The organism is Rhizobium indigoferae (assembly GCF_034554815.1).
Taxonomy (GTDB): Bacteria; Pseudomonadota; Alphaproteobacteria; order Rhizobiales; family Rhizobiaceae; genus Rhizobium; species Rhizobium leguminosarum.
This window is the reverse complement of record NZ_CP140635.1, coordinates 346,727-364,831: the sequence shown is the minus strand read 5'-3', so window position 1 is coordinate 364,831 and position 18,105 is coordinate 346,727. Positions and strand designations below refer to the sequence as shown.

The 18,105-nt window shown below is 59.8% G+C and carries 20 protein-coding genes; all 20 read right to left on the bottom strand.

Annotated elements, in window-relative coordinates:
• Window positions 1-128: 128 nt before the first annotated feature.
• The gene (locus U5G49_RS01885) at window positions 129-968 is read right to left on the bottom strand and encodes a WecB/TagA/CpsF family glycosyltransferase (RefSeq protein ID WP_193446818.1); all 840 of its coding nucleotides are present in this window, start codon (window positions 966-968) and stop codon (window positions 129-131) included.
• A gap of 290 nt (window positions 969-1,258) precedes the next feature.
• Window positions 1,259-1,798, bottom strand: coding sequence for a hypothetical protein (locus U5G49_RS01880; protein ID WP_112905977.1), 540 nt, complete (start codon window positions 1,796-1,798; stop codon window positions 1,259-1,261).
• On the bottom strand, window positions 1,798-2,163 hold the full coding sequence (locus tag U5G49_RS01875; protein WP_003556590.1) for a hypothetical protein: 366 nt from the start codon (window positions 2,161-2,163) through the stop codon (window positions 1,798-1,800). Before U5G49_RS01875 ends, U5G49_RS01880 begins: the two co-directional genes overlap by 1 nt.
• A gap of 117 nt (window positions 2,164-2,280) precedes the next feature.
• The gene (locus tag U5G49_RS01870) at window positions 2,281-2,844 is read right to left on the bottom strand and encodes a rod-binding protein (protein ID WP_018244835.1); all 564 of its coding nucleotides are present in this window, start codon (window positions 2,842-2,844) and stop codon (window positions 2,281-2,283) included.
• A gap of 32 nt (window positions 2,845-2,876) precedes the next feature.
• Window positions 2,877-3,290, bottom strand: coding sequence for a hypothetical protein (locus U5G49_RS01865; RefSeq protein ID WP_018244834.1), 414 nt, complete (start codon window positions 3,288-3,290; stop codon window positions 2,877-2,879).
• Between the two features lie 7 nt (window positions 3,291-3,297).
• Window positions 3,298-4,050: a flagellar biosynthetic protein FliR gene (fliR, locus tag U5G49_RS01860; RefSeq protein WP_018244833.1), complete on the bottom strand. Its 753-nt coding sequence runs from the start codon at window positions 4,048-4,050 to the stop codon at window positions 3,298-3,300.
• Window positions 4,047-6,134, bottom strand: coding sequence for a flagellar biosynthesis protein FlhA (flhA, locus tag U5G49_RS01855; protein ID WP_018445802.1), 2,088 nt, complete (start codon window positions 6,132-6,134; stop codon window positions 4,047-4,049). The genes fliR and flhA overlap by 4 nt, the downstream gene beginning before the upstream one ends.
• A gap of 150 nt (window positions 6,135-6,284) precedes the next feature.
• A complete protein-coding gene (fliQ, locus tag U5G49_RS01850; RefSeq protein WP_017967052.1) occupies window positions 6,285-6,551 on the bottom strand; it encodes a flagellar biosynthesis protein FliQ in 267 nt (88 codons plus the stop codon).
• A 107-nt stretch (window positions 6,552-6,658) separates the two neighbouring features.
• A complete protein-coding gene (gene flgD / locus U5G49_RS01845; protein WP_193446817.1) occupies window positions 6,659-7,087 on the bottom strand; it encodes a flagellar hook assembly protein FlgD in 429 nt (142 codons plus the stop codon).
• Window positions 7,078-7,527, bottom strand: a complete 450-nt coding sequence (gene flbT, locus U5G49_RS01840; RefSeq protein WP_018244830.1) for a flagellar biosynthesis repressor FlbT — start codon at window positions 7,525-7,527, stop codon at window positions 7,078-7,080. The genes flgD and flbT overlap by 10 nt, the downstream gene beginning before the upstream one ends.
• Window positions 7,524-7,871 (bottom strand): flagellar biosynthesis regulator FlaF, encoded by a 348-nt coding sequence (gene flaF, locus U5G49_RS01835; RefSeq protein ID WP_003545562.1) that lies wholly within the window; start codon window positions 7,869-7,871, stop codon window positions 7,524-7,526. The genes flbT and flaF overlap by 4 nt, the downstream gene beginning before the upstream one ends.
• A 34-nt stretch (window positions 7,872-7,905) precedes the next feature.
• Window positions 7,906-8,958, bottom strand: a complete 1,053-nt coding sequence (locus U5G49_RS01830) for a flagellar hook-associated family protein (RefSeq protein ID WP_193446816.1) — start codon at window positions 8,956-8,958, stop codon at window positions 7,906-7,908.
• 3 nt (window positions 8,959-8,961) lie between these two features.
• On the bottom strand, window positions 8,962-10,449 hold the full coding sequence (gene flgK, locus U5G49_RS01825; protein ID WP_112905975.1) for a flagellar hook-associated protein FlgK: 1,488 nt from the start codon (window positions 10,447-10,449) through the stop codon (window positions 8,962-8,964).
• A 19-nt stretch (window positions 10,450-10,468) separates the two neighbouring features.
• A complete protein-coding gene (locus U5G49_RS01820; protein ID WP_018072584.1) occupies window positions 10,469-11,770 on the bottom strand; it encodes a flagellar hook protein FlgE in 1,302 nt (433 codons plus the stop codon).
• 126 nt (window positions 11,771-11,896) lie between these two features.
• Window positions 11,897-12,568, bottom strand: coding sequence for a transcriptional activator Rem (rem, locus tag U5G49_RS01815; RefSeq protein ID WP_003545558.1), 672 nt, complete (start codon window positions 12,566-12,568; stop codon window positions 11,897-11,899).
• A 280-nt stretch (window positions 12,569-12,848) separates the two neighbouring features.
• A complete protein-coding gene (locus U5G49_RS01810; protein WP_112905974.1) occupies window positions 12,849-13,406 on the bottom strand; it encodes a transglycosylase SLT domain-containing protein in 558 nt (185 codons plus the stop codon).
• Window positions 13,354-14,796 (bottom strand): flagellar hook-length control protein FliK, encoded by a 1,443-nt coding sequence (gene fliK, locus U5G49_RS01805; RefSeq protein WP_193446815.1) that lies wholly within the window; start codon window positions 14,794-14,796, stop codon window positions 13,354-13,356. Before fliK ends, U5G49_RS01810 begins: the two co-directional genes overlap by 53 nt.
• Window positions 14,793-16,088 (bottom strand): chemotaxis protein MotC, encoded by a 1,296-nt coding sequence (gene motC, locus U5G49_RS01800; RefSeq protein ID WP_193446814.1) that lies wholly within the window; start codon window positions 16,086-16,088, stop codon window positions 14,793-14,795. Before motC ends, fliK begins: the two co-directional genes overlap by 4 nt.
• A 4-nt stretch (window positions 16,089-16,092) precedes the next feature.
• The gene (locus tag U5G49_RS01795) at window positions 16,093-17,412 is read right to left on the bottom strand and encodes a MotB family protein (protein WP_193446813.1); all 1,320 of its coding nucleotides are present in this window, start codon (window positions 17,410-17,412) and stop codon (window positions 16,093-16,095) included.
• Window positions 17,409-18,038 carry a hypothetical protein gene (locus U5G49_RS01790; RefSeq protein WP_193446812.1) on the bottom strand — a complete coding sequence of 210 codons (630 nt, stop codon included), beginning with the start codon at window positions 18,036-18,038 and terminating at the stop codon, window positions 17,409-17,411. The genes U5G49_RS01795 and U5G49_RS01790 overlap by 4 nt, the downstream gene beginning before the upstream one ends.
• Between the last annotated feature and the right edge of the window lie 67 nt (window positions 18,039-18,105).

Here is an 18,105-nt window from a genome sequence, read left to right as displayed (position 1 = left end):
TGGTTAACCGCAGCGGGTAAGAACTAAGCATAGTCCCTTAAATCGGAAACGATTTGAGGACAAAACTATGCCGCAATTTAAAGTGCTGCAGCGTCCTTTGCGCGTCTCAAAAGACGCGGCGCTGTGGGTCAGCTCGCCTTCTTGCGATCCGACTGCGGCTGCAGCGTGCTGCCGTGCTCTTCCGGATAGCTGAGGATCCTTTCGCGCCGGCGGAAGCGATAGCGCAGGACATGAAAGAGGAATACCGGGATGCCGATGACGTAACGGCGCCAGAGGCGCGCCGGCTCCTGCAGCAGGCGATAGGCCCATTCCAGGCGCATCATCCGCACAGTCCTCGGCGCGCGTGGGACGGCGCCTGAGACGAAGTCGAAGAGAGCGCCCACCGTCAACACCAGACGCGCATGATCGGTGCGAATATGATCGTGAACCCACTTCTCCTGCAGCGGCGTCCCCATGCCGACGATCAGGATATCGACCTTCTGGCGCTCGAGCTCCTCGATGACATCAGTGGGATCGACCTTGTCGAAGTAACCGTCGGAAACGACGACGAATTCGTGCCAGGGCGTGTGCCTGCGGAAATTTTCCGCCGCCGCCTCGACGACCGAACGCTTGCCGCCGATGAGGCCGATGCGGCGCGGGGCCTCCATGAAAGTCAGGAAGGCCGGCACGAAATCGGTGCCGTTCAGATTGGCCGGAAACGGCGAACCATGGGCGATCTGCGATGCGATGTTGAGGCCGATGCCATCCGGCAGCACCAGATTGTGCGACATGATTCGGTAATATTCGTCGTCGCGCAGCGTGGTCAGCATGTTGTGGGCGTTGACGAAACAAACCACGGTCTGGCCGACGGGAATGGAGGCCAGCTCGTTGATGAAAACGAGGGCGTCGTCCCAGCCGAGATCGCAGACCGGCAGATCGAAGATCGTCCGCCGCGATGCGAGCACCGCGAAGTTTGCAATCAGATTCATTCCTACCTCCTGCCGAGGGTGCTGCATGCGCCCGACATCCCGGAAAACAAGCCCATATTTCCGCACCGGAGGTCTCGAAAGGACCGGTCGCGTCCCGCCGGGACGCGTCGCTCCGATCCCGGATAAGCGGCGCATGCCAAGCTGTGACACCTGATATAACAGGACGGTTTCAAACAACCCTTAGGAAAATTCCTTGAATTTCCATGCTCGCATAAGTGGTTTATTAACCACGCGCGCCAACGACAAACGGCGCCCTCAGGCGCCGTTTGTCGTCAATGATGTGATGGTCCTTAGTGGGCCGCTGGTGCCGGGGCCTCACCGGCCGGTACGGTCTCGACGATCTTGACGGGCGTGCCCACCTTCTTCGGCTGACCGGCGGAGCTTTCCTTGACCTCTTCCTTGGAGAGATAGTCGAGCTGCTCCAGCATCACTTCGGCGACGTATTCGCCACCCAAACGCTCGTTCATGCCCTTCTTGATCTCCTCGCGGAAGGCGTTCGGATCGAAGGATTTGATGTGGGCGATATCGACCATCTTGTTGCCGACAAGCAGGCTGAAAAGCTCGTCCGTCGTCATCTCGCTCAGCGGCAATGTCACGCCTTTCAGCATGTCCTTGTTCATCATGAACGAAACGCGGCCGAGGAAGTAACCGGTGATCGCACCGTTACCGATGATCGGTACCGTGATCGTTTCGCCCTTCACCAGTTCGAGCGCGCTCTGCTTGGAATCCGTTGCCGCCGGCGCCGGCGCGGTCGCCAGGTACACCGAGAAATAGACCGATGCCAAGGTGATGGCGCAAACCCAGACACCGGTGAGGACGAGCTTGATCATCAGTTTCCACGCGCGGCGAATTGTTCCTGGGAATAGGTGCCGTCGGCATCGGCGTCCTGAACTGCGTTCTTCAGGAGGTCGGCCACGGCGCGAACCGCTTCGAGATGCGCCTCGACGCGACGGGCATTGAGAACCAGTTTCTTCTTCAAGCCGTGCAGCTGATCGAGATGGGCAGCGGCAAGCTCGGCCGGATCGGTGTCGCGGAAAAGCATCGACAGCTCGTAGAGGCAGCGGCTCTTATGTGCATTGGAGACCTTGAGATCGAACTGCGGATCGTTGCCGATCCGGGTGTTCTCATTGTCGATGATCATTTCGAGGCGTCCGAGAACGGATTTGATCCTGTATTCGTTCGAAACTATTTCCATTGTACCCCCGGTTATGCGTCGCTTAGAGCATGATGCCGTGCGCGGTTTTCGGACGACATCATGCTCTAACTATTTAATTGAGAATAAGATTCAGATTTTAGGCCAACGGGCCTAAAGTCATCCTGTTCTATCGGACTTGGCTTCGGCGGTCGGCGTGCCAAAAGTCTTGCGCTGGAAGTCATCGATCATGCTAAGCGCGGTGTTGCGGTCATCGTCATCGGTCGAGGCATTGACGATCTTGCCTTCCTGCCGGCGCAACTGCTCGCTGTACATCTGCTTGGCAATACCGATGCCGTCACCCTTGGCCATGGTGTTGCCGAGCTGTTCGGCCATCATCCCTTTCCAGATATCGCCGGTCGCGCCCTTGCCGTAGACATCTTCGCTTTCGCTCGGCAGCATGGACTTGACGAAATTCTGCAGGACCATGGCTTCGAACTTCCGGTAGCTTTCCGGAACTTCCTCGGCCTTGGTGCGGTTCTGGATGTTGGCGAGGCCGCTCTTCTGGCCGATATGGTCGAGAACGTCGACCGTATTGGAGAAGCCCTTGCCATTCTCGGCGAGACTCGTTGCGGCAAAGGCCGCACGATTTGCCTTCAACTTTTCCTGGGCCGCCTGAACCTCCATGGGGTCGGCAGCTTTGACAACGTCCAGGACCAGATCACTGGGGGGCGAAATAGCCACGTTACAATCCTCTGAATTTAAGATCGTAACGACTATGGTTTTTGAAGCTTGCTGGAGGCTGGCGTTGCGAATTGCTGGTCGATGACATCGTAGACGGCGTTGTCATCGGCCTCGCGGCGCTCGGCGTCGAGGGCTTCCTGCATGCCCTCTTCAAAGCGGTCGCCCTTGGCGCGCTCGCGCGCCAGTCGCATCTCGTGGATCTGCTGCATGCCGGTCAGCTGCTGGTCCTTGATGCTGAGCCTGCCGAATCGGTCGGCGTAATTCTGCGAGAATGCGTGGTGGACGGGGTCCATCGAGCCGAGCGCGATGATGACGTCGTCCATCGCCGCATTGACCTCGACACGCTGACGGCTGGTTTCGGCCAGGTCGTTCTCGGCCATTCGTTCGATATGCCGCTGCACCGAGAGCAGTCGCTTGAGCTTCTGGGAGCGCTTCTTTTCGATCATATCAGCCTCATCGCCCGATATAGATCGAGCCGAAGGACTGGCCGAACTGGCTGAGCAACGCCGCAATCGAGAAATAGATCAGGAAGAGCCCGCCCATCAGCAGATAGGGCGTGGAAATGAAGTAGACCGGGATCTGCGGCGCCAGCTTGTTGATGAAACCGATCGAGACGTTGAAGATCATGCCGTAGATCAAAAACGGGCTCGACAGCCGCAGCATGATGTAGGTGGTCTGCTCCAGCGTGTCGGTGAAGGAGATCAGCGTCGCGCGCATCTGCATCAGGCCGCCGAAAGGCATGGTCGTGTAGGAATCGATCAGCGCGCGGAAGACGATGTGATGGAAATCCATGATGAAGAGAATCATGATGCCGGCAAAGGTAATGAAGCCGGAAAGGCTGGTCTCCGGCGTGTCTTCGAGGATGTCGGCGGAACCCGGCTGAGTGTAGCCGACCATCATCGCGATGATCGTCGCGGCGAACTGCATGCCGATCGTGTAGATCCTCGCCAGCATGCCGTACATCACGCCGATCAGCGATTCGCTGAAGATCAGGCCGATATAGGTTCCCGAGCTTGTGTGAACGGCCGGGTAGACGGTGTCCCAGAGCAGCGGCATGACAGCGATCGAGAGTGCGCCGGCGATGAAGACGCGCAGCTGTTCGGGCACGCGCGCCGAGGAAAAACCCGGAAGAGCCAGCACACAGCCACCGATCCGGCAGAAAACCAGAAACAGCGCGAGAACGGTCCCTTGCGGGTCTGTTATCATGAAATAGAGCCCAAAATCTTTATCTCGATGCCCTTGGCCAGTTCGACATGCGACAGGACCGGGAGCGTGGCGAACAGCCGTTCAATGATCATGCGCACATAGGAGCGTGTTTCCGGCGACGTGACAAGGGCGAATGGCAGGCCGCGATCCATGAACTCACGGATAACTTTGGTGGCCTGCTCGCTGAACTCTTCCAGGCTGCGCGGATCGATGTCGAATTCGATCACCTCGCCCTTGGCGTCGCGCTTCAGCGCCTGGTGGAAAGCCAGATCCCATTTGCTGCCCAGCCGCAGGACGCGCAGCACGCCGTTGTCGGCCAGGTCGCCGCAGAGCTGCTGGGCCATGCGGATGCGGACATGCTCGACGATCTGCTCGGTCTTCCTGACATGCGGGGCGAGCTCGGCCACCGCTTCGAGGATGAGATGCAGGTTGCGGATCGAGACGCGCTCGGCAAGCAGCAGCTTGAGCACCGCCTGCAGGCCCGAATAGGACATGTGCGACGAGCAGATCTCGTCGGCAAGCTTCTTGTATTCGGGATCGAGCCGATCGATCAGCACCTTCACGTCCTTGTAGGACAGAAGCTGCGGCAGGTTGTTGCGGATGACCTCGCTCATATGGGTCAGCACGACGGAGACGTTGTCGATCGGCTGGAAGCCCTCGCGTTTCAGATCGTCGGCGAAGTTTTCGAGGATCGAGACGGCAGGCATACCGAAAGCGGGTTCACGGATTTCGTCGCCGGGAATGCTCGGCCGGCGCCCGGCGCCGGTCACGACGAGGACTTCGCCGACGCGAAGCAGGTTGGAGGCGACCGTCGTGCCGTGGATGCGGATCTGATAGGACTTCTCGGCGATGGCGATATCGTCGGTCACCTTGATCTCGGGTACGACGAAACCGTATTGCGTGGCGAACTTCTTGCGCATCTTGCCGACACGGAAGGCGAGCTCCTGATGGGCGCCGAGCAGGCGCGTCGAGACCATCTTGCCAAGTGCGAGCTCGATCTCCGAGGTGCGCAGCACCGACTTGACCGAATCCTTTTCCAGCTCCTTGTTCTGGACGACCTTCTTTTCCTCCTGCTCGCGGCGAAGCTTGTTTTCAGCTTCGACCTGACGCGGGATGAACCAGGCGCCGAAGGCGAGAAGTCCGCCGAGGACCACGAAGGGGACAAACGGCAGGCCCGGCATCAGGGCCAGGACGAACATCAGCACGGCCGAGACGGAAAGCGCGCGGGGATATCCGCTCAACTGGTTGACGACCGCCTGGTCGGTGGAGCCGACGGTGCCGCCGCGAGAGACGAGAAGGCCGGCGGCGAGCGAAACGATCAGGGCCGGCATCTGCGAGACGAGGCCGTCGCCGACGGAGAGCTTGACGAAGACGTCGGCCGCTTCGCCGATCGGCATGCCGTGGCGGAAGTAGCCGATGATGATGCCGCCGAAGACGTTGATGCAGGTAATGATGAGGCCGGCGACGGCATCGCCGCGCACGAACTTCGACGCACCGTCCATCGCACCGAAGAAGGAGCTTTCTTCCTCGAGTTCCTTGCGCCGGCGCTGGGCTTCCTTTTCGTCGATGATGCCGGCTGAAAGGTCGGCGTCGATCGACATCTGCTTGCCGGGGATGGCATCCAGGGTGAAACGCGCGCCGACTTCGGCGATACGCGTGGCACCCTTGGTGATGACGATGAAGTTGATGGTGATGAGGATCAGGAAGACGATCAGACCGATGACGAAGTCGCCGGACATCACCAGGCTTGCGAAACCGGCGATGACGCCGCCCGCTGCTTCATGGCCTTCATTGCCGTGGGACAGGATGACGCGTGTCGTCGCGATGTTCAGCGCCAGCCGGGTCATCGTCGCGATCAGCAGAATGGTCGGGAAAGACGAGAAATCGAGTGGTTTCTGGATCCACAGCGAGACCATCAGGATCAGCACCGAGAAGGCGATCGAGAAGGCCAGTCCCATATCGATCAGGAACGGCGGAATCGGCAGGAAGAGAATGCAGATAATGCCGATGATGCCAAGGGCAAAACCGACATCGCGCAGGCTCGGGGCGACTTTTGGAAGGGGGAGTGCAGGTGGTTGCGCCATGACGATTCCGTCTCTTCATGAGAGGAGGCGGACATGCGGCCCGCCCAATTCGGATCGAGAGTTAAATGGCGAAGCTTGCGCGAAGGTGGCTCAGAGCGGTTCTACGCAATCCCGGACGCAAAACCGCTGCGCACTTTTGCTGGAATTGCTCTAGAAGCCGGACTGGATGCGCGAGAAGACCAGATTGGTGAAAATGGAGATCTGCGAGCCGGCGAAAGGTGCGGTGACGCCGACCGTGATCAGCACCGCGACGATCTTCGGCACGAAGGTCAGCGTCGCTTCCTGCACCTGGGTCAGCGCCTGGATCAAGGCAATGATGAGACCCACTGCCATCGCGACGATGACGGCGGGACCCGCGGCAATCAGGACGGTCCAGATCGCCGCCTGGAACAGATCCAATGCATCAGCTTCATTCATTCGAAGGCAACCTCATATCGCCTTGAAGCAGCCCCGCCGCAGCCGGACCACCATTGGTTGGTATCACTCGACGCATCGGCGCCGCTAAGGTGCGCAGCGCTGTCGTATCAGGTATCGCTGCTGGGAGCCTTGTCGGCAACAGTGATTCCCGCTTGCACCAGTATATTACCGCCAGCCGTGGTCGTCGCTATGATTCCGTCGGAATAAACCTTGACGGATTCGATGGTGCCTTTGACGGTGCCGTCGGCGCTTTCCATGTATTTGCCGACGTAGCTGCTGGCCTGGGTGAGGCTCGAGCTTGCGAGCAGCGTGTCCAGCTTGGTGTTGGTCTGGATCGTCTGTTCGACCTGCGAGAAGCTCGCCAGCTGCGACATCTGCTCGCTGGCGTCGACCGGATCCGTCGGATCCTGGTTCTTCATCTGCGCGATGAGCAACTGAAGGAAATTGTCGTAATTCAGCGTTGCCTTCTGCTGAGCCGAGTTCGTCGAGTTCGAAGTGCCCGTCGTGCTCACGCTTGATGTGGCATCTACCGCCATGGTGCAATCTCCCTGCGAATCTGCTCGACCATTGTCGGCGGCATTTCGTGGTTGTTGAGAATACTGTCTTCGATCGTGTAGAGGCCACGGATCGCCTTGAGCGCATCGAAGGCGCGGCCCGTCGAGACGAGCGCATCAATGCGCTTCAGTTCGGCGAGGATCTCCTCGTTCTTGAAGCAGGAGAGCAGCATGGTGATCGACTTGCGGAACATCGCCGTCGAGTGGTCCTTGCCCTCAGGGTTGATGAGGATCATCTGCGCGATGAAATAGAGCTGACGCAGCGGCGTCGTGGCGCCCTCCGGTTGGAGGACGTGGTTTTCGAGAAGGAACGTCACATCATTCAGGAATTCCAGCGCGACCTTGCGGTCGACGCGCAGGACGGCGCCGTTGATGAAGATTCTTTCTCCGGCTTTCAGAGAAATTCGAAGTGTACTTTTCATTTAAGTCCATCCCTGATGATGGTGGTAACGTCGATGATGCCCTGGTAGTTATTGGACTGACGTTTTCTGATCCTGTCACATTCCTTCAAGATCCAGATCGCGATCGAGATGAGGTTGGCCCTGAGCTCGATCTCCAGCTGGTTGTCGGGGTGTTTCAGATCCTCGATGAAGCTGATCCACACCCGGCGTGTATAAAACAGGGCTTCAATGGCTTCGCGGCCGTATTTTTCCTTTTCGCGCGCCAACGACAGCAGGTCTATGGACCGGTCAAGAACCTGCCATTCCCGCTCTTTCGCGTCGGCCACCGAGTCCTGCATGACTTCGGCATATGAGAACTGATACATTCATGCATCCTTCTTTATTGCGCGCCTTTGCTCATCAAAGGTAATTTACAAGACTCAACTGCTGGATTTTCGAGACGATCGTGTAAGCGGTTTCAAGCTGCGTTTCCAAAGTCTTGACGAGGGTCGAGGCTTCGTAGGGATCGACACCCTGGAGATCGACCAGCTTGTTCTTGATGATGTTCGACTGGGCGTCGAGGGCATCGTTGGACTTCTTGACGCGCTCCTGGGAAAGGCCGAGCTGGCTTGCCTGCGTCACGAGGCCGCTGGTCGCCTTCGTCGTATAGCTGATCGCCTGCTTGGACACCGTGCTCATCGCATCGCTGCTGAGGTTCTGGCCCAACAGCGCCGAGGTCATCACCGAGGCGAGCGCGAAGTAGCGCATGCCCTCGGAATTGGCGTTGGTCGAGGATTCGATCACTTCCGAGTTGCTGATGCGGCTCGTCATGTTCTGGCTCGATGCCTGCGACCAGCCGGTCGTCGAGTTGGTCCAGGCCGCCTGGTTGAACATCGGCTCTACCGTCGTGGTGATGAAGGTCTCCATTTCGGCGCCGGTGAGGTCACTGACCGCCTTCGGCGGGACAAGAGCGGCGGCGTAGGCATTCAACTGCGTGACGATGGCTGCGCTCGTCGCGGTCGTCTTGTCGGTCAGCGGCTGCACGTCGGTGTTAATGCCCGAGAACAGATATTCGCCGTTCACCATGGTATTGGCGGTGTCCATCATCGTGGACAAGGCGCTGGTCGCCGACTGGATGGCGACGGTGATGCTGCCCGGATCATGGCTGCCCTGGAGCGCCGTCAGCTTCGAAACGAGGCCGTCGCCGACGTCCTTCATCTTGGAAAGGCCGAGCTGTGAGGATTCCATGCGTGCGGTGACAAGCGAATTGCTTGATTTGATCGAGGCTATCCTGTCGACCTCGCGGCTGAAGTCCACGCTCCTGGAGGCGTTGCCGCCGAGCGAGACACCGATATCCGCATAGACTCCCGTCGTCGCCTCCATCGTTGCCTTTGTCATCTGGTTCTGCGCCTGACGGATCGTCAACCGCATCGCGTTTTGAATGGCCGAACTTGAAATAAATGAGCTCTTCATGGCTTAACTCGCAATATCCAGCAATGACTTCAACATTTCGTCAACGGCGTTCAGGATCTTGGTCGCCGCCTTGTAGGACTGCTCTATGTCGAGGAGCAGCGTCAGTTCCTCGTCGAGGTTGACGCCGGTCTCGTTGGAATAGGCTTCGTCGGAACGCGACAACGCCGCCGAGGTGTTCTCCGCCGCCGTCGTGGCATTGCTGCGGTACTGTTCGAGCCAGCCGAGGGAATTCGTGGCGAATTCCATGATGCTGACGTTTGAATCGATGCCCGTCGTAGCGTCGAAACCGACTGTCGTTCCCGTTGCCGGGTCAAAATCAATGTCGGAGCCCAATGCGGTATAAAGACGATCGAGTTCGGTCGTATAACCACTAAGGCCGGTAGTATTCAGGACGAGACCGGTCGCATTGATGCCGCCATCGCGCAGGCGCATCGGATCGCCGCCCTGCGCGGTGATCACACGGCTGCTGACGGTGATGGTCGACGCCATGCCGGCAACAGCAGTGCCGCCCGTATCGACGGTGCCGCCGCTCCAGGTGAAGAGGCCTGGCACATAGGCCGGGCCGGCCACCGTGTTCTGCTCCTTGAAGAGCGAGACCAGGCCGCGGGCAATTTCGTCGAGCTGCTTCTGGAAGTTCGGGGCGATTTCGTCGCGGACCTGGAGGAGAGACTGGAGGCTCCCCTGCCCTGTCGTCGTTGATCCGCTACCGCGCGGAAGGGCCACACCGTCGACATAAACCGAATTGCCGACAGTGGTGGCGGTATAGATATCCTGAGACTTGAACGTCACGGTGCGCGGAACCGTCTCGAAGAGGATCGTCCCGTCAGACGTGCTCAGCACCATGTCGTTATTATCGCGTGTCGTCGCGTTGACGCCGACGATCTGCGAAATCTGCTTGAGAGCCTTCTCGCGTTCGTCGAGGGCGCCGGATGCATCCGTCCCCGAGGCCGTGGCGGTCTTCACCGCATTGTTGGCCTTCTCGAAGTCACTGAGGAGCGTATTCAGCTTATCGACGTCGGTGGCGATCTGCTTGTCGGCGGTGGCGCGGACGTCCTGAACGGATTGCGAGGCATTGTTCAGGGAGTTGGCGACATCCTGGGCGGCGGTGATGGCGCCCTGGGCGGCGACAGTGCTGCCCGGCGTCGTGCGGAAAGCTTGAAGCTTCTGCTGGAAAACACCGAGATAGGTGGATGGCGACGTTTCGTAGTCGTTGCCACCCATGATCGACTTGAGGTCTTCGAGACCGCCGAGCAAAGCCTGCTGGGCGCTGTCTTGAGAGGATGTCTTCAGGTACTGGCGCAGCAGCGCATCTTCCTGCGCCCGGTCTATCTTGACGACCTGGGCACCATTCAAGGACGTGGTGAGCATCGCCTGCCGGCGCACGTAATCTTTGTTGCCCGCATTCGAGATATTATTCGATACGACACTGCTCTGCGTGCCTGTACTATTGAATATGCTCTGTGCGGTATTAAGTGCGGATGTGAGCGACATGGCTTACCCGGTACCTTGCTTATCTCTTGAGGTTGACGAGGACGTCCATAATGTCGGACCCCGTCTGGAAGACCTTGGAATTGGCGGTATAGCTGCGCTGCGATTCGATCATCTCGGTCAGCTCGCCGGCGAGGTCGACGTTCGAACCTTCGAGAGCGCCTGATTTGATAGTGCCGAGACCGTTGGTCTGCGGGAAGCCGGTGACGGTGACGCCGGACTGGCCGTTGGCGCTGTAGACGTTACCGCTCATCAGCGTCAGCTTGTCGGGGCTCGCGACGTTGGCGAGCGGAATCCGATAGAGCGGCTTGGTGCTGCCGTCTTCATACTTGGCGTAGACGATGCCGTCGCCGTCGATCGTGACGTCCTTCACCGGGGTCGCGGCCTGGCCGTTCGGCGTACCGGTACCAGAGAAGTCGGCGCCGAGCTGCGTGAAGCCGGACAAATCCATGGCGATCGTCTGGCCGGTCACCGTATCGACGATGTTAACGGCGCCGCTCGAGGTCATCTTGCCGTTGGCGTCGAAGGTGAGCGTTCCGGTGCCGACAGCGCCACCGGCGGTGTAGGGGAAGGAGGTTGTTCCGCCGACCGCCGCATTGGCGTTGCGGAACATTGCCACTTCCCAGGTGGCAGCCGTAGCGGGCGTTGCCGGCGGCGGCGTAACGACTGATTGCTTCGTGAAGTAGAAGTCGTACATCACCTTGTTGCCGAGGCGGTCATAGGCGACCATCGAGACCTTCTTGGTGTCGGTCGTCGTGGTCGCGGCGTTGGCGCTCGGCAGCGTCGCAGGAGCGACCGGAGCGATTTTGGCGTTGGAATCGAGATTGCCCTTGAAGACACCCGATGTCGAGGCGATGGCGGTCAAGCCATCCTGGTTAACGTTGACGGGAACGAGGCCATCGAAGCCGTTGACGACGACGGCAGGGGCGCCGGAGTCGTAGGAATAACCCATCAGCTGAAAGCCGGCGGCGTTGACGAGGTTGCCTTCGTCGTCCTTGGTGAAGTCGCCGGCGCGGGTCAGAACCGGCGTGCCGTCCGCACCCTGAACGATGAAGAAGCCATCGCCCGAGATAGCAAGATCGGTACCCGAAGTGGTGTAGGAAATGTCGCCCTGGTCGGAGACGGCCTGGCGGACGGAGGTCTGAACGCCGCCGGAATTGTAGTTGCCGCCCGAGGAGGGCAGAACCAGCGACGAGAAGCTCGTCGACACAGCCTTGTAACCGGTGGTGTTAACGTTGGCGATGTTGTCGGCGACGGTGCTGAGGCGGTTGGCCTGCGCGTTCATCCCCGATACTGCCGTCTTCATGCTGCCGAAAATGCTCATCTGAAAACCTCGTTTTACCTGTTATGCACGAGAGTATTTGTCGGGCCTTGCGTGAAGCTGTCTGTCATGGCGAGTTGCGAGGCCAACTATGAGGTTCAGCCGGACACCGGCGCCCGGCCGAGAAAATCAGGCCCAATCAATGCAGTAGCCAAGGAAGCGCTTGGAATCGACCGGATCGACGCCGAGCTTTTTGCGCAGCTTCTTGCGCAGCTTCGAGATGTGGCTTTCGACGACGTTCTCCTCGACCTCTTCATCGAAGATGCCGTAGATGGCGTTGAAAATCTGGGTCTTGGTGACCCGGCGACCGCGATTGGCGATCAAATATTCGAGGATGCGGCGCTCGCGCCGGGGAAGCGCGAAGACTTCGCCGTTGATCTCGGGGTCACGGCCATCCGAGAAGACGCGGATCCCGCCGATCTCTGTGTAATTGGTGATCGCCTTCAGCCGGCGCCGGATCGCAGCCGCTCTTGCAAGGATTTCGCGGGGATGCACTGGTTTGCGCACCACGTCGTCGACGCCGCAGTCGAACAGCGCGAGGGTGTTTTCGAGCGAGTGCTGGTCGCTGACCGCAATCACCGGCGCCATCGACCGATCCCGGATCGCCCGGGGCAGTTCGAAGTTGCGTTGGCCCTGACCGATCAGAAAGGCCTCGACTGCAGCTATATCGGAATCGGCGGCGGTCTGTACCCACTCGCCAAATTCCGCTGGATCAAAGCCGGTGGAGGGAATGCCCTCACGACCAAACAGAGATGTGTATCCATCTTTCACGAGCTCACGCTCATCAACCACTACGATCATTCGTCCGCCTCCGAATCAGTGTGGCACTTCGATGATCTATGGGTACGAATCGCACGAATCGGCGACAACTCGTTAAAGTTAATGGCAGAAACTAATAATTGATTAAGATCTGGGTAGCGATTTGATCTATATCTAGTGGGTGCACCTGTTTATGCACACCAAAATTTCGTGGAAAAGTTAACGGTCCGTTAATTATGGCTTGCGCACAGGATTCACGCCGGATTCCTGCCACATTGTGACACAGTTTCGTCACAATATGCCTCTTCCATCTTTGGTTGAATCAATTTTGACAAAAGTTACTCGCATTGGGAGTCCACTTGCCGTAGCCCGTGGCGACCAGATTGGCGATGACGCGGCAGACATATTGCTTCTGTGCCGGATTATTGTTGGGTCCGGCATGGTATCTGGCTACCGCCATCGTCCATGTCTCGTGACGGTCATGTAGGTTGCGGAGAAATTTTGCAGCATATTCCACGTTGCGATGCGGGTCGAACATCTCCTCAGCGGAGCGGAAATTCTCGCCGTGAAAGTAATGGTTGATCTGCATGCAACCGATGTCGATGAGCTTCGCGCCGCTGTTGCGGGCGACATCGAACTGTCTCATCGCGTCCTGCTCCGAGGGCGGAAAGATCGCTTTGCCTTCGACGTTCATGGCATAGGGATAGAGTGAGCCCTTGCGGCCGGTCTCCGTCAGGCCGACCGAATAGAGGATGCCTTCCGGGATACCGTATTTGGCCGCTGCCGACTGGATCTCGCGCTCGCAGGCGCCGGTAGAAGCGACCGCCTCAGAGGTAAACGCCGCCAGTGCCGCTGCTACCGCCAGCACGAGCGTCTTCAATACCCGTCTCGCCTGCGCCATTGAAGCCTCCGTCCGTCCGCTGTGCCGTCTGATTGTGGCGCTCGCGCGCCTCGCCGCCCTGCCCCTGCTGGGGGAGCGACTGCTGCTGAGAGGCCTGGCTGCCCGCCTGGTTGCCGGCGTCGGGACGCTCGACAGGCGCCATGCTGATGGTGACGTTTTCGACCGCGTAGCCCTGGCTGCGCAGAGCTTCGAGAATCTTGCCGTGATCCTCCTTCATTTGACGATAAGCCGCCCCGGTTTCGACCTTGAGGTCGACGTTCAGAGCGTCGCCGGACAGGCGCATGGTCGCCGTCACCAGACCGAGGTCGAGCGGGTTCATCTGGATCTTCAGCGTATTGACCACCTTGCCGGTGCTCGTCCATTCCGCTGCGTTGGAGAGCGCCGAGCTCGGCTCCATGGCGCGCGCCCATTCGGAATCGCCCGAGAGAGCAGCGGTCACGGCGGCGGAATTCGAATTCTGCATCAGGCCGATATAGCGTCGCGATTCGAGCACTGAAACGTTTTCGACATCGGCTTTCTTCGAACCATCCTTCGGTCCGGCCTGATCGGTGCCGATGTGAACATCCATCGACACGCCGCGGCCATCGGCGCGGCTGATCCTGAATGTCTTGCCATCGGCGGCTTCGGCATTCTCCGATCCGGGAACCTTGCTGTCATCCGCCTTGCCGCTCTCGATGTTGCTGCTGACCGCCGCCAGGGCGTCGGACGCATGGCCGCCCATCTTGGCGTCGATACCGTCGAGCTTCTTGTCGGCCGTTCCAGCCTCATCGACCTTGGCGGAGACGTGATGCGCGGCTGCCGCCGCCGGCAAAGTCACTGCACCATCGGCAGGTTCCTGCTTCAGCAAGCCGAGAACATCCGAAATGCCGCCGTCATCGTCATCGCTGATCTTGTCCGTGTCGGTTTCCAATGCGTCGCCCTTGCCGTGCTTGGCGCCCTTAGCGGCCGGAGCGACCTCATCTGCGGAACGGTCCTTCGGATCGAGCTTGCCCAAGGCGAGATCTGCCGGCACTTTGACCTCAGCCTTTGCGGGTTTTGCTGCGACCTTGTCGACACTGGCGATCGTTGCCGGCTGAACATCAGCCTGCGCCTTCAGCGCGGCGTCGCTAAGATCGATCAATGGCTTTGCGCTGCTGCGGCCGCGGATCGTCTGCGCCACTTTGTCGGCGCTTCCATCGGCAACCACGCCCTGATCCCCCTGCGCATCATCGGCATCGTCATTGGCGGTACCGCTGCTCGCCTTGGCCAGCGCGTCGGAGAAGCCATTCTTTTGGCCGGCGGCATCGTCTTTTCCGGCCGGTCGCGCAGATTTCGCAATCGCGGCGGACTCCGCACCGGGGGCTCCGCCCGAGACGCTCATATCCATCATTGTTCGTTGCCTTCCTGCGCCAGAAGACCGTCGATCTCGTCGAGCTTGGATCGATTGGTCGTCACAAATGCGTTGAATGAGGGGTCGGTATCCTGGCTCTGGCCAGTCGATGCCACACCTCCCGGAACAGGCTCGGGAAGCGCGCCTGGCGCTTCCGATTGCGTGGCTATTGCCACAGCCTTTTCAGAAGTGATTTCTTGATGATCAGTGTTAGGGTTGGAGGCTTGCGTCAAGCTTGCCGGCTCGGGAGCGCGCAGGATCTGCTCGGCAACGGATCGCGCGGCCTCCTGCAGCGCCTGATCCCGCGGCGAAAGTGTGTTGCCGTCGATGCCGCTGACATTCTTCGCCGCCCGGTCGATATCCTCTGTGGGAAGGCCGGCCATGCCGCCATAGAAATCCGCGAGCGGACCGAAGGCATTGTCGGTGCCGCCGCCAAGCGACTGCACCCGTCCGACCGCCATGCGCGCCAGCTCCGGCTTGCCTGATATCGCGGCGGCGCGGGCGATGCGCAGATAGACCTCGCGCTGGCGCGGAGCGTCCATGAAGGACAGGATATCGATGACGTCCTGCGGTTTCACGTCGTGATCGTGGCCGACGACGAGCGTGACGAAAAGATCGGCGAACTGGCTGGCATAGGGCGAATGCAGGAAGCGTCTGACATAACGCTGGGAATAGGCCATTCCCTTGTCGAGCATCCCCTTGTCGACGCAGATGGCGACCGAGCGGCGCAACGCCGCCTCCTCGACGATCGTACCGGGTGCTGCAAGACGCGCCTGGTCGTAGAGATCCAGCGCGTCTGACGGTTTCGTCGCGATCAGCACGTTGCCGCCGATCAGCGCAAGATAGGGGCCGATCTTCTTGTCGCGATATTCCCTGGCCGTCTCCTCCAGCGTCTTGGCGACAAGCAGCCCCTTGCCGCTCAGATATTTGCGCAGCACATCGGTGACGCGGTTGTCGAAATAGCCGTTGACGTCGTGGGCGATCAGATATTCGAGCGTCTGGGGATTGCCGCCGCTCATCGCGTAGATCAGCGCTGCGTCTACATTGCGATCGTCGTCGAACGTCGAAGGATCGACAGTGCGCAACCGCTCGTCGATCGTGCCCAGCATGAAGCGCTGCATCTCGCCGGCCGAATGATCGCCGCTGACGACGGAATCCTGCACGAATTGCAGCGACCGCAGCATCTTGTACGGCGCGAGATCATCCGGATCCTGTGCATTGCCTGCTGCCGGCGAAAGCATCGCCAGGCCAAGGGCCACAAATCCGACGTAGCGATGCTGCCGACGCGCCATTCGACTATCCTTGATCCGCCTGCACCAGAATCTCGATCCGGCGGTTGGTCGCGTTGAACGGGTCAGACGGCAGCTTCAGCCGACGGTCGGCGAAGCCAGAAACCTGGGAGATGCGTTTCTCGTCGAGCCCGCCGCGCACAAGCATGTAGTAGGCGCTCTGGGCGCGATCCATCGAAAGCCGCCAATTCTCGTTCTGCGTGCCCTTATACTGGCGCCCGTCCGTGTGGCCGCGGATGGCGATCGCACCACCCCTCGCCTTCAGGATCGCACCGATCTTTTCCATGGCGAGCACCATCTCCTGGCGCGGAACCGCAGAACCGATATTGAACATCGAATCGTCGGTCTGGTCGGAGATGCTGACCAGCAATCCGCCCTCGGACGCCGTCACGGTCAGACCTTCGGCGAGCTTGCCGGCGACACCGCCGATCTGCTGGGCGATCTGCGCCTGCAGCTGCTCGGCTTCCTTCTTCTGCTGCTGCTCGGTCTCGGCGGCACTCTTGTCCGCATCCTTCTGATGATCGGCGTCTTTCTGAGCGTCGGCTTTCTTGCCCTCAGGCGACTTGCTGTCCTTGGCTTCGACCGGGCCCTTGGTTTCCTTAGTTTCTTTGGTTTCCTTGGCGGCCTTCTGATCGGTGGTCAGCGGTATCGGCTTCATATCCTCGACCTTGGCGATCTCGCTTGTCTCGCTCTCGACCGCCTGCTGGTCGTCGCTCTTGCCGGGCGGCAACGTCTTGCCGGCCGTCGTGACCTCGACTTGCTTCGTCCAGAAATCCGGATCGAAGGGATCACGATAGGCCTCGCCGCCATCGGCGCCGGTGGCCGGGCCGGAATCGGCGGCACCGCCGTCGCCCTTGGCGCTGACATTGGCCTGCTGGCCGACCTCCTGGGCGATCTCGGCAAGAACCGAATAAGGATTTTCGAAGAAATCGGCCTCGGAATAATTGGTTTGGTCGCCTGATGTCGATGTCTGGTCGTCACCATCGGCCGCAGCCTTGCCGTCGTTCGGATCTTCTTCCTTCTGCTTCGACTTCTCCTGCTTCTCTTCGCCCTCGGCGTTGTCGACGGGCTTCTTCAGGCCCTTCTCGGTGGGCTTTTCGTCGGAGAGTTTGATCGGATTGAAATAGGTCGCGACCGACGCCTTGGTCTCCTCGTTGGCGGCATTGACCAGCCACATGACCAGGAAGAACGCCATCATCGCCGTCATGAAGTCGGCATAGGCAATTTTCCACGCACCGCCATGGGCGCCATCGTGATCACCGCCGCCATGTCTCTTGACGATGATGATCTCGTTCTTGCCGTGGTGGTGGTTTTCGCCTTCGCTCATTCGAGAACTTTCTTCAAGCTGGCTGCCCAGGCGGACATACGGGTGACGATGACGGATTCACCGATTTCGACGGCAAGATCGATATCGTCGGTCTCAATGTGGCGAACCGCCCCGGCATGTTCGCCGAGCTCGGCCTTCACTATGTCGAAAAGCCGGGTCGGGCCTCTGACGACGATCGCTCCGGCCGCGCCTTCGAGGATCGCGTCGCGCAGCAGGGTGGCGAGGCTTTCGGCGGCCTTGGCGGCGAGCGCGTCCGTCATCACAGGCGCGATGGCGGACGCGGCGCCGGCGCTGACCAGTTGCGCCACCTCTTCGGCGATATCGCGGATGCGGGATGCAATGACCGCCGCCGCCTCGACTTCGTAGCGAAGTTTCAGTTCCTCGAGTTCACGCGCATGGACCTCCGCCAGCGTCCGCGCCTCGAGTTCGTATTTGTCAGTCAATTCCGCGGTCGCTGCGGCATGACCTTCCGCATAGGCTTCGCGGCGCTCTGCCTCGATATCGATCGCCGGTTCGCTCGGCATTTCGGGGAAAGCGTCGCCGCCGAAATCATCCATGTCGAGGATCGGCGCTGACGATTCCGGTTCACCGAAATCCTTCAAATACCGGGAAAGCGAAATGCTCATAAAAAACCATCCAGCATTCGGGAGGCATGCAACATGCCCGCCCCCGCTCAAAGTGACCTTGCGCGCC